Annotated in this window: 10 protein-coding genes; 5 read left to right on the top strand and 5 right to left on the bottom strand. The window is 41.6% G+C overall.

Annotation, left to right across the window (positions count from 1 at the left end):
• The first annotated feature begins 439 nt into the window (after positions 1-439).
• The 4 genes from HWQ42_RS20590 (at position 440) to HWQ42_RS20575 (ending at position 5,440) form a co-directional block, all read left to right on the top strand.
• On the top strand, positions 440-1,693 hold the full coding sequence (locus HWQ42_RS20590; protein WP_292815650.1) for an anhydro-N-acetylmuramic acid kinase: 1,254 nt from the start codon (positions 440-442) through the stop codon (positions 1,691-1,693).
• Positions 1,694-1,820: 127 nt separating this feature from the next.
• Positions 1,821-2,267, top strand: a complete 447-nt coding sequence (locus HWQ42_RS20585; protein ID WP_094348018.1) for a hypothetical protein — start codon at positions 1,821-1,823, stop codon at positions 2,265-2,267.
• 225 nt (positions 2,268-2,492) lie between these two features.
• Positions 2,493-3,506, top strand: a complete 1,014-nt coding sequence (locus HWQ42_RS20580) for a glycosyltransferase family 2 protein (RefSeq protein ID WP_292815602.1) — start codon at positions 2,493-2,495, stop codon at positions 3,504-3,506.
• Between the two features lie 374 nt (positions 3,507-3,880).
• Entirely contained in the window at positions 3,881-5,440 is a 1,560-nt protein-coding gene (locus HWQ42_RS20575; RefSeq protein WP_292815600.1) for a serine/threonine-protein kinase, read from the top strand.
• 458 nt (positions 5,441-5,898) lie between these two features.
• On the opposite strand, the gene HWQ42_RS20570 is transcribed toward HWQ42_RS20575, so the two are convergent.
• The 5 genes from HWQ42_RS20570 to abc-f form a co-directional block, all read right to left on the bottom strand.
• Complete coding sequence (locus HWQ42_RS20570; protein WP_104908243.1) at positions 5,899-6,096, bottom strand: NblA/ycf18 family protein; 198 nt, start codon at positions 6,094-6,096, stop codon at positions 5,899-5,901.
• 636 nt (positions 6,097-6,732) lie between these two features.
• Positions 6,733-7,470, bottom strand: coding sequence for a Stp1/IreP family PP2C-type Ser/Thr phosphatase (locus tag HWQ42_RS20565; RefSeq protein WP_292815597.1), 738 nt, complete (start codon positions 7,468-7,470; stop codon positions 6,733-6,735).
• 16 nt (positions 7,471-7,486) lie between these two features.
• Positions 7,487-9,172, bottom strand: a complete 1,686-nt coding sequence (locus HWQ42_RS20560) for an AarF/ABC1/UbiB kinase family protein (RefSeq protein WP_292815595.1) — start codon at positions 9,170-9,172, stop codon at positions 7,487-7,489.
• 195 nt (positions 9,173-9,367) lie between these two features.
• On the bottom strand, positions 9,368-9,694 hold the full coding sequence (locus tag HWQ42_RS20555) for a DUF6825 family protein (RefSeq protein WP_292736426.1): 327 nt from the start codon (positions 9,692-9,694) through the stop codon (positions 9,368-9,370).
• A 96-nt stretch (positions 9,695-9,790) separates the two neighbouring features.
• Positions 9,791-11,404 (bottom strand): ribosomal protection-like ABC-F family protein, encoded by a 1,614-nt coding sequence (abc-f, locus tag HWQ42_RS20550; RefSeq protein WP_292815592.1) that lies wholly within the window; start codon positions 11,402-11,404, stop codon positions 9,791-9,793.
• A 431-nt stretch (positions 11,405-11,835) separates the two neighbouring features.
• Here abc-f and HWQ42_RS20545 point away from each other — a divergent pair, with 431 nt between their 5' ends.
• Positions 11,836-12,558, top strand: coding sequence for a Uma2 family endonuclease (locus HWQ42_RS20545; RefSeq protein WP_292815589.1), 723 nt, complete (start codon positions 11,836-11,838; stop codon positions 12,556-12,558).
• The last annotated feature ends 10 nt before the right edge of the window (positions 12,559-12,568 follow it).

Raw genomic sequence — 12,568 nt, 5'->3', positions numbered from 1 at the left:
TTCATTATGCATTGCCTTCTAGAAGAAAAATAGGATGAAACTACTGGACTTGTATTTATTGAAAAATCCCTAGATTGGGTCAATAATTTGCTCTATTATCGAAGACAAATAAGTATTTTCACTTGCCGAAAAATTTGATAGAGCATCTGTTATTTATCTAAAGATAAAAAAATGTAAAGTTAGCTTGTATATATCAAGAATTGGTATCTTTGGATGTTGTCCTGATTAAGGATCAATGAAGATAACAAACAAAACTATTTGAAATTCTTTGTTTGCTAATAAAAAAAATAGATTCGTTGTCATTGCTATTGGTTTTGACATTCTTCCCTAGCTCTATTTACTTTTTCTTTGTAGTAAACTATGCAACCTGAGTGTTTTGACATAGCTAGTAACATGAATTAAACTAAAACTCTTGCAACCAACAAAAGAATCTCGCTCGATGCATCCACCTGAAAAAACTGTTGTCCCTACTCGCGTTATTGGTTTAATTAGTGGCACATCCGTAGATGGCATAGACGCTGCGTTGGTCGAGATTTCCGGCACAGAATTGGATCTCAAAGTTGAGTTGCTAGCCGGGGCAACATATCCCTATCCAGCTGAACTCAGAGAAAGAATATTAGCAGTTGGTGCAGGGGTTGCCATCTCAATGGCAGAATTAGCAGAAATAGATGATGCGATCGCTGAAGTCTTTGCCCAAGCCGCCCAAAATATTCAAATTGGTTATCAGCCAGCCACTCTGATTGGCTCCCACGGTCAGACGGTTTATCATCGACCACCCAAAGAGGGAGCAGGAGAGCAGGGGAGCAGGGCGAGAGAAATGCTCACTCCTCACGGGCTAAACCCTAGCTATCCGTTAACAGCACTGGGTACTCCCTTGGGTTACAGTCTTCAACTAGGGCGCGGTGCATTAATTACCCATCTTACGAACATTGCAACTGTGAGCAACTTCCGCGTTGCTGATATTGCTATTGGTGGTCATGGTGCGCCTCTTGTGCCCAGAGTCGATGCTTATTTACTTAGTCATCCCCAGGAGGGGCGTTGTATTCAAAACATTGGTGGTATTGGCAATGTTGCTTATATTCCGCCTCGGCATAGTGACTGGCTCTCAAAAATTCGCGCTTGGGATACTGGCCCAGGAAATAGTCTGTTGGATCTAGCGGTGGAGCATTTAAGTGCTGGTGCTAAAACTTATGATGAAGATGGCAATTGGGCAGCAAGTGGTACTCCTTGCCATCCATTAGTAGAACAATGGCTCAATCAAGACTACTTTCATCTACCGCCACCCAAATCCACTGGACGCGAGTTATTTGGTGTGACTTACCTGCATCAGTGTTTAAAAGATGCTCAAGCATATCAACTCAATCCTGCTGACATACTGGCAACTCTTACAGAACTGACAGCTGCTTCAATTGTTCACAGTTACCGCACTTTTTTGCCAGAAATGCCACAACGAGTACTATTATGTGGTGGTGGTAGTCGCAATCTCTATTTGAAACAAAGATTACAGGTGTTGTTGGCGTCAATACCAGTCTCGACGACAGATGAAGTCGGCTTGAGTGCAGATTTTAAAGAAGCGATCGCCTTTGCGGTTTTAGCCTACTGGCGACATCTGGGTATTCCTGGCAACCTACCTACTGCCACAGGTGCACCTCAAGAAGTACTTTTGGGAGAAATTCACCAAGCTCAGTCCTGAATGCTGAGTCAGGAACAATAAATAAGATAAAAAATTTCTTCATTCTTCACTCGCAACTTAGCACTCGTAACTTAGCACTGCTATAACTATAGTCTTGGCGGCACTCGAGCAAGACAGGGAATAAAAGGTGGCTCATACTTTTTTATTGGAACCAGGACGCTGGGCAATGGAAGGAAATTGGCTGGAACGTAATGGTATGCCAATCAGCGTCAAGGGTATGACCTTGGTCGCTTGGAATCGAGATAACTGGTTCACTATGGCTACAAAACTGATATTCCCAGGTAGCGATCGCTCTGAAATCTCTCTGCAATATAAAGGGCGGTTGCATGATGGAGAGCGTCAGTATACTTTTTTACTACAACATAATATTTTGGGGCAGGTTGAAGGCGAAGGCTGGATTGGTCTGGATACTATCGTACAGCGTTACTGGGTACTAGGCGATCGTCAGCGTCGTAGTGGCTTTGAAACCCTACACCGGATTTCGCAAGATACATATTACCTCAGTAGTGGTATCTTGGCTGGTCATTTTTTAACTAACACAATGGAAGCTAGCCTAGAGCGTCAGTCAGCTTAAAAGCATCGCTGCCTCACCGCTTTGCTTTTCTTCTAAGCCAAAAACCGCTCTTCAAAAAACTCTGGCAACGCACTGGTTTACCAATCCCTAATATCTTCTGCCCAAATTTAACCACTCATCGTTTATTCTCACCGACCTACTGAGTTGTATAGTAAAAAAGAAATGATCAAATTATCGTCAGGATTTTAGTATTTTTCCTAATCATGTAGTCAGGAGTTCAGTTTCGTGAATCCTAAAGTCTCCGTTATTATCCCTGCTTACAATACTGAAACTTATATTGGGAAGGCAATAGAGTCAGCCTTAGAGCAAACTCTCACTGACATTGAAGTTATTATAGTCGATGATGGCTCAAATGATAAAACTGTAGAAGTCGCTAAAAGTTTCACCGATCAACGTCTCAAAGTCATAGTTAATCAGCAAAATCTTGGAGCCGCGGCTGCACGTAATCGCGCCTTCAGAGCAGCCCAAGGAGAATGGATTGCTGTACTTGATTCAGATGATTGGTATGCTCCCAAAAGATTAGAAAATCTTGTATCTCTGGCAAATGAAATAAATGCAGACATGATTGCTGATGATGTTTATTTGATCAAAGATGGTGTAACATCTCCTTGGAGTACATTAATTCAAGAAAGTGGAGAACGTATAGATAAAATTATCCAAGTTGATATAGTTTATTTTGTAGAAAATGATGTCTATGGGCAACCAGGGTTGCATCTTGGCTTAAGCAAGCCTCTATTCAAACGAGAATTCCTGATTAAGAACGGCATTGAGTACGATGAAGAAATTAGAATGGGTCAAGATTTTTGGATTGATATGAAATGCTTAATCAAAGGAGCTAGGTTTTTTATTGAGCCAAAACCCTATTATTTCTACCGTTCACGCCCTGGATCTCTTGTATATCAAAGCCAATTACCACGTCTAAATCAATACTGCAAAGCTACTACTTCTTTCATGCAACAAGACATTGTGAAAAAGAATCCTACTCTAATGCGTGCTCTATCTTATAATCTCTCAGTCTATAAGAAAAATCTAGCTTATCTTCAAGTTGTAGAACCGATAAAACAAGGAAAATGGTTAACAGCATTCACCGAAATCAGGAAATATCCGGGTTTTTTTTATGATTTTATGTCCCGATTTAATAGTATTGTCGAACGTCGAATTCAATACTATGTGATGAATAATAAATCAAGTTTTGATATTTATCCTAACCAACAGAGAAAACGAAAAACTACCACTTAGACTATTACAGTTATATCAATAACAAATGCATCCTTATATAGTAATAATTAGCTGAAAGGTTAAAAAGATTGTTAGATAATCAGAAAATGTTGTAAAAGTATTGGGCGAATATAATTCGCTATTACACAAACAAAGCCTACCTCCGTAGACTAATGCGAATTTAAGGGTTTGTTAACCTACAAAGGCAGGTAAGGTTTCATGTAGCCAAACTAGTGCTGTCTTCTCTCAACGCAAAGCAACATCACGTAGAGAAGAGGAGATGCCAAGAGTGATAGCGCATTAGTCAAAATTGGGCAAACTAAAACTACACCACAATTTTTGAATGCACTTGTCCTCCCAAACATTTACAATCTGCTTTTGGAGTCGAATTTTCTATGTCAGACCACAACATTGGTCGCTTACTCAGCAAACGCTACCAACTCCAAGAGTTAATCGGTACTGGAGCAATGGGTCGGGTTTATCGTGCTAAAGATACATTGTTGGGAGGTGTACCTGTTGCGGTTAAGTTTCTGGCTCTATCAATCCAAAATGAAAAGATGCGATTGCAAGACCGCTTTGAGCGAGAAGCCAAAACCTGTGCTTTACTAGGGCAAAAAAGTATCCATATTGTCCGAGTTATGGACTATGGCGTAGATGACAATAACACCCCCTTCTATGTCATGGAATACTTACAAGGACAAAGCCTGAACAATATTATTCGCAAGCAACGATTACCTTTACCAAGATTCCTCAGTATGGCGCGTCAACTCAGCCTGGGGTTACAGTGCGCCCATGATGGCATCCCGGTTGATGGCACTATTTGCCCAATTATCCATCGCGATGTCAAGCCAAGCAATATGCTGGTGATTCAAGATCCCAGCTTTGGAGAATTGGTCAAGGTTCTAGATTTTGGTATTGCTAAGTTATTACAGTCAGATGGCGACCATACAAAATTTTATTTGGGAACATTGGCTTATTCTTCTCCCGAACAGATGGAGGGTAAGGAATTAGACAACCGTGCTGATATTTATAGTTTGGGCGTCATGATGTTTGAGATGCTCACAGGCAAAATGCCACTGGTGGCACCAACTCACTCTTTTGGTGCGTGGTATAAAACACATCACTATCAAAAACCACGTTCTTTTGCTGAGGCTGCGCCTGGATTAGAACTACCAAAAGAAATTGAAAATTTGGTGATGAGTTGTCTAGCTAAAAGAGCAGGCGATCGCCCCCAAAGTATTACTGAAATCCTCAGAGTTTTAGCATCTTTAGAAAAAGAAAAGCCTGAGCATACACGCAAAATTCAGCAAGCCAGCCATGCCCTAGTTCCTACTACTACAGCTAGCACCGAGCTTGAACAAAAGACCAAAGCCGATTTGCGGGTATCCTGGTCCAACGATGAAATCGCTCGTGCCATTTCTTGGCCCAAAAATAAACCAATTGCCGATATTTTGTTTCCCCAGCCCATTCATACCAATGGGGAGGTTTTACCAGCTTTGTGGGTGATGCTACCGCAAGAAGAAATTCAAAAACGCTTACTCTGTACCCGCTATAACCAATTTCTGTTCATCTCTATCCCCCATCCCATGCTGCTATGGATTACTGTCATCTACAATCGCAAGCATGGCGCTAAATGGTTGCCTTATTACCTCGATCTCAAAACCAGCCTTGGTCAAGAAATTGCCCGGTTATTACAGAACACAGGTTACTACCGCCTCTTATTCTTTGCACGAGAAGCACCAAATCGCTGTACCCACATCTTACTTTCCAGCGTCGCTTCTGCCCAGCGGCAACGACTGCAAGAGTGGGTCGCCATGAGCAATACGTTGATGTCCTCTGCCGACCCGCAAATTAGTAAAAGTTTACTCAAAAACGAGTACGAAAAGATTAAGCTTCAGATTATAACAAAACTGGAAAGTATTGATACAGATTCTCCATACGATCTTTCCAGCTAGGCATAATTTCTTAATGTTACGTGTTTTATAGGTGGTCGCTCCCAGAATGTAACGTTTTATAAACAAAATATATATAAAGATGTAACTTCTAGTTATATGTATAAAGAGTGAAATCATTAGCTGCTTAAGCAGGGGTATCAAAATTATCTCTGAATCTTTCTGTGTCAATATTCCAGTAGATTGTCAATTTATGCAGGTGTGATTCTCCCACTAGACGAAATAAGAAGAAGTTTGGCTAAAGTAAACAACGGATTTAGCCTGCAATGCTAAAGTTAGTCTAGACTCCAGAAGATATGCCGTAGACAATGTTTACTCGTTCTTAGTTAATTTCCTGAATTGAACTTTTACGCCATCTTGCGGAATTGTTTATCGAAGTTGACGCCCCGACATCCCCAGCTCTTTTCCTCCTTGGAACCAAGCAAGAGAAGGAGGTCGCCCACTGCGACAGTAGAACGACTCTATGCCATAGTGGAACCTGAATCTAAGCCCCACTGGTGCTTAAGAAGCTCTTGATAAGTTGCCTCGCGCACGACCATTTGCTCATAGAGCTTGACTAAAAAGTCTTTAGCTTGATCGTGGCTCATATTTTGCACCTGAGTAGAAAATGAGCAGATGCTGAATTGCTGTTCCAAGGATAGTTTCATTGGTTGATTCATAAATTAACTCCGAAAAAACAACGCGTAAAGGTGATATCGCTCACAGAAGTCCAAATGGGATAATATTTGGACTCATATGTGTCCAACATTTGTTCCTCCGTATTACGAAAGATAACAATTGTTTGACAGATTGCCCACATCCAAAGAGTGGAATTTTTCTGCTCTGATATCTTGCACCTAATCCTACTGATATACCACCCAAGTCATCTGAACTATATTCCGGAAAATAAGCTCTATTTGGTCTTAGATTAAGTATAACTACCTACCTCATTCCTTCCTGCTTTGCACAAATTTCCTTTAAAGAGAATATCTAGTGCTATGCAAAACCCCTCTTAGTCTTTCTGTTGAAAAAGCCTAAGATGCTGTCTCCCCAAGCGTGGAGGAAGCTTCGGAGGGCGGAGATTGTAAGGAGGTTGGGGAATTAATGGTAATAAGCGTAAATTATAGTCTCTTTACCTTATTACGTGCAAGATGTCAATTTACCAATTTATACAAATTTAGCCTCTTTAGGTGATTTTAGAGGCTAAAAATATTTGTATCAAATTGTAAAAAGGAAAAATGCTCACGCTGAACAAATTACTGAGTATATTTACCGGATTAGTTATTTGTCCTTTGTCCTTAGAGGAAAAGCAATGACTAATGACTGTTTTCTTCAAGCGAGACGATGACAACTGTGATGTTATCGTGCCCTCCATGCTCTTTGGCAGCCTCAACAAGAGAGATGGCTGCTTTATCAAGCCGAGGACTATCTTGGAGGCAATTAGCAATCTTCTGCTCGACAAGTTCTTCTGTAAGACCATCACTACATAACAGCAAGCGATCGCCAACTTTTACATCTAGTGGTTGCACATCAATTTGATGCAGGTCTTCGCGCCCCAAACAGCGCGATAATACATGTCGAAAAGGATGTAATCGTGCTTCATCTAAGGTGATGTCACCAATTTTGATTGCTCGTGCTACCCAAGTGTGGTCTTCCGTCACCTGTTCTAAGTGCGACTCTCGGAAGCGATACAGCCGCGAATCGCCAACATGAGCGCACCAAGGCGACTCTGGGGCGCGAAAAATCACTGCTACAACTGTTGTCCCCATGTCGGCGCGTTCGGGATGATTTTGCTGATCCTGCAAAATCGCTTCATTGGCACCCCACAAAGCTTGCTCTAGCAATTCTTGAGAAGATTTAGAAGTTTCCCAATTTGCTACCAAATACGCCTGAATTTCTCCAGTAGCAATCCGGCTTGCCTCCTCACCTCCGGCATGACCACCCATACCATCGGCAACAACGAAAAATCGCCCTTCTGGGTCTATATAGTAAGCATCCTGATTATTAGAACGAATAAGTCCCGGATCGCTAAAACCCGTGAAATTAAGTTTCATAATTTTTTTGCAACAATTAATACATACGATCGTAACGGTCGAGGCGTAAAAGTAATCGGATCATGATTGCTGAAAGTGCTGCTGCAATTAAACCAGGCAGTAGTGCCAACCATACATAATCCTTAACCACTAAAATAGTAGCTGAAAGCGTGAAACCGCTGATTAACAGAGCATAGCTTATTGAGAGTTGAATACTGCTCTGTCGCCGCAGCAGGCGTTCGGTTTCTATAGACCGAACGCGCAAGCGCATATCTCCCTGCTCTAGCTTCTCTAATGTATCTTCTAATCTACGTGGTAGACCAAAGGCGGTACTACTTACCTGGGCTGCTTGGCGGCTTAATTCGTTAAGAAAGCTATTCCCCTCAGAACCATTCATATCAGTCATAAGTTGCATTGCATACGGTTTGGCAACTTCCATAAAGTTAAATTCTGGATCTAAGCCTTTGCCTACCCCTTCTAGGGTAGAAAAGGCTCGCATCACGAAAGTGAAAGTTGCTGGAAATCTAAATGGCTGATTATAAGCTATTTCGTAAAGGTCGTCACTGATTGCCGCGACTGATTGGTTTTCAAAGGGCTTATCCATGAAATGATCGAGCATGTACTGCACGGAACGCCGCACTGGGCCCATATCATCCGTTGGGGCGATCGCGCCTAAATCGATCAGAGACTGCACAACGCGATCGCCATCTTTTTGGGCAATGCCAAACAGTGTTTGCATCAGTCCTTCACGGACGTTGGACTTAATTCGCCCCATCATGCCGAAATCGTAGAATATTAAAGCACCATTTGCACTAACGGCAATATTACCTGGGTGAGGATCGGCATGGAAAAAGCCACTATTGAGTAATTGTAGTAAGTAGGCTTGAGCGCCTTGACGAGCGATCGCCTTTCGATCTAAACCTGCTGCTTCTAAAGCTTCGTATTGACTAATTTTAATTCCAGGGAGATATTCTAAAGTCAGCACTCTAGAAGAGGCGTAACGCCAGTATATTCTGGGTACGTTCACCCAATCGTAGCCGCGAAAGTTCCGGCGAAAAGTATCGGCGTTACGACCTTCATTAAGATAATCAATTTCTTCCCAAAGAATGCGACAACATTCTTCGTAAATACCCAACCAATCTCTTCCCCGTCCCCATTTGGGGTGGCTTTGAAAGTAGCGGGTAATTCCTTTGAGAATCTGTAAATCTATTTCAAATAACTTCTTTAGTCCAGGACGTTGCACCTTGACAACAACTGATTCTCCAGTATGTAGTACAGCTTTGTGTACTTGCCCCAAGCTAGCAGCAGCTAAAGGAATAGGTTCAAAATTATGGAAGAGTTCAGGAATTTTCTTGCCTAGTTCTTTCTCAACGATCGCTTCTACTTGCTCATAGCTAAATGCCGGCACTTTGTCTTGTAACTTGGCTAGTTCTTCTACATATTCACCAGGGAATATATCAGCACGGGTAGAAAACAGTTGCCCAACTTTAATAAAGGTTGGCCCTAAATCCAGTAGGGTATTGCGAATCCAGACCGCTTGGGTTTTGCGTCTTGTAGCTTGCTTTGCGTCAGTCACACCACCCGGATAACTCCAAGATTTGTTGTATAGCCAAAGTTTGAACAATAAGGTCAAGACAAAAGACCAAATGTCCACAAAACGCCGTTTGCTAGAGTATTTTTCCCGATTCCAACGGTATGCCTTATCTGAATAACCTTGTTCCATATACTTTGTGTACCGTTGGTTTGCAACCGAATCACTTGGAAGAAAAGACACTCTGATTCCTAAACCGTTTTTTCTTAAGTGTCCTTTGTCATTTGTCTTACCCTGCGGGTACTCCTTCGGAGAACTCGTAGAGTAGCAGCTGGCGCGTCTATGTCATTCGTGCATAATTTTTGACCAATGACTAATGACTAAAATTTATGCAGAAGTTCGGCGATAATGTTGCAATTCTGTTCGTAACAGGGCAATTTCTGCTCGTAATTCGTCAATATCTGCTTGCAAGTCTCCAGAATCAGAAGTGGCTTGCCCAGTACCTGCGGTAGCTTGACCAGCATTAGCTGATTCTGCTGCCCGATTTGCCCGTTCTAGGACTTCTTCTGTAAACTGGCGTAACTGCTCTCTAGCTTCGGCATCAAATTTGCCCAAATCACTCAAAGCATCGGTCAAGGCGACCTCTAAACGCTCATTAACTACTTCTGCTACTGCTCTGCCTACGAAAAAGGCTTGCACAAGGGGATTACTCATAAATTTTTGTTACGTTGCACCGCAAGAGAATTATAACTTGCCTGTATGCTTTGCGGCTTCTGTTGTTGAGGTAGAAATTTACATGAGGCGATCGCTTTATTGATCGCATTCCAGCAACTCTCGATAATATTGCTCTGCTGTACTCGGTAAATAAGTTGTCATTTGCAAAGTTTGTTCCCTCAATTTGAAACCTTGGGTAATGTTAATCCGGCTGAGGAAATCGATATCATGTGAAATTACCCAAAGCGCTCCTTGGTAATCATTGATACCTACTACCATTTGTTCAACAGTTTCAATATCCAGGTTATTAGTTGGCTCATCGAGAATCAGTAGATCGATTTCTGAGATACTAATCATAGCAATCGCTAATCTTGCTAACTCACCCCCACTCAAAACAGAGGCGTTTTTGTGAACATCATCATATTTAAAGAGGAAATGTCCTAGTTGTTGACGCAAAAGCTGATAGCTGAGATCGGGATTGGCAGCTTGCATATTTTCCAGAATTGTGTATTGTCGATTTACCAATTCGTAGGTTTGATCGAGATATACAGCTTTCATCTTTGGTGTGAGCAAAACCTCACCTGATTCTAAAACCGCTGTTTGGTTTTCTATTCCCAAAATTGCCTTTACCAGACTCGATTTACCAGAACCGTTTGCGCCGATAATGGCAATGCGATCGCCAGATGATATATGCAGTTGAATATTTTGAATCAAGAGACGTTCTGATATCCTAAGATTTGCACCCTGGATATTAATTAGATTTCGGCGCTTTGGATTTTTTTCTTCTAGCTGAATACTCGTTACTTTGGTAGTTTTGACCTTTGTCTCTGCAACCTTTTGATTAGCCTTTGCTACTGCTGCTTCATGTTTCTTTTTCGCAGTTCCGGTAGACACCTCAGCTTTAGTTTTAATCAGCCCTGCTGCCATTCTATCAATACTGCCATTAAGAAACTTGGCGCGACCGTTACGGCTAGATTGGGCTGCGCGTTGCTGTTCTTGCATAGCTGTGGCTTGGGTACGCTTGAGTTCCTTTCTGGCGGCTTCGTGCGATCGCAATGCTACCTCTAACTCTATTTCTTTCTGTTCTCGATAGTGTGAGAAATTACCGCCATATACTTTCACGCCAGCAGGTGTAAGTTCCCAGGTGACATCTGTCACTTGATCTAAGAAAAAAGGCTTATGCGAGACAATTACAAAAGCACCTGTAAAATCTTGAAAAAACTGCTTTAAGCTTTCTAATGCTTGCAAATCCATGTGATTTGTTGGCTCATCAAGTAACAGTAAGTTTGGTTTTTGAGCTAAACCGATTGCCAGAAATAGTTTAGTAAGTTCTCCACCACTCAAGTTAGTAATTGGTAGTGACAGGTCAAGGTTTGTGTGAAATTGTGTTTGTAAAGTCTCCTCAATATTCCACCATTCATCAGAGATAGAAATCAAAAAATTAAGCACTATCTCTGCTGTAATTTCTTGTCTGATAGTGCTGATTTGTGGCAAATAATAGACCATACCATGACGCAAAACTGAGCCTGTATTGGGGCTGAGTTGACTTGCAAGTATCTTGAGTAGGGTTGATTTTCCTATTCCGTTGCGACCAACTAAAGCAATGCGATCGCCTGCGTCGATATTCAGATGAATGCCTTGAAACAAAGTTCTATCTACGCTGAGGTCATAGGCTAAATTCTCAGCTAACAATATTGATTTTTTTGGCATTCTTCTCAAACCTCAATTCGCAAAATTCCACCTGCGTTTTTCCAAAAGCTGCGGGTAGATTAGAGACAAAAAACCAGCTGCAGACAATCGTCAAGCGGTTCTATGTATATAAAAGTGATGACAATATTTTTAGTACATGACTATGTGAAGTAACCCTGTCAAACTAGTTGCGTTTATTCTTCGTTGACATTTGTTGCTTTCGCGCAACGGGTCTTTGGTACTACTTCATTGGTGCTATCTCATTGGAGTTGTGATGAGGTTTGATATTGACTACAGTATATCACTAAGGTATTTCGGAAAGGGAGGATGCGATCGCCTGTTTTTGCCAAGCGTTAATATACAGAAGTAAGCGATAGCTATACTGTCAGACCGATCGCTAACTACAAAACTGCTAAAGTAAATTTATAACTACTTGATGCCATATCCATTCTATGACCATTGCTCAAGAATTAGATTCTCAAGAAGGCATCTGCCAGGATGTTATATTTCCCCCTGGTGATTTATATAGTGACGAACCTCCCTTGGAAAGCGAACTGCATTTACGGCAAATAATCCTACTATTAACATGTCTGGAATGGTTGTGGCGAGATAGAAATGATTTCTATGCGGCGGGAAATCTAACTATCTACTACAGTCCGCGCCAACGCAAATCAGAATACTTCCGGGGGCCAGACTTTTTTGTTGTGCTGGGAACTGAACGTAAAACTCGCAAAAGTTGGGTAGTCTGGGAAGAAGATGGTAAATATCCGAATGTAATTCTAGAAATTTTGTCTAACTCAACAACAAATACTGATAAAGGTTTAAAGAAAACAATTTATCAAGATACCTTCCGCACACCCGATTATTTTTGGTTTGACCCTTACACACAAGAATTTGCAGGATTTCATTTAGTAGATGGAGAATATCAACCTCTACAAGCAAGTGAACAAGGACATTTGTGGAGTCATCAGCTAGGGTTATATTTGGGAGTTTATGAAGGTTTATTACGGTTTATTACACGAGATGGGCAACTAGTACCAACACCGGAAGAAACGGCAGAACAAGCTGAACAAAAAGCTGAACAGTTACAACAACAAGCAGAACAAGCCGAACAAAAGGCTGAACGTTTAGCAGCAAAACTGCGGGAGTTAAATATCGATCCAGATACAATTTAGACCAGAGCTA

It is taken from the genome of Nostoc sp. JL23 (assembly GCF_017115065.1).
GTDB classification, from domain to species: Bacteria; Cyanobacteriota; Cyanobacteriia; order Cyanobacteriales; family Nostocaceae; genus Nostoc; species Nostoc punctiforme_A.
Note: the sequence above shows the minus strand (reverse complement) of the source record. Positions and strands in the feature narration are given on the sequence as shown.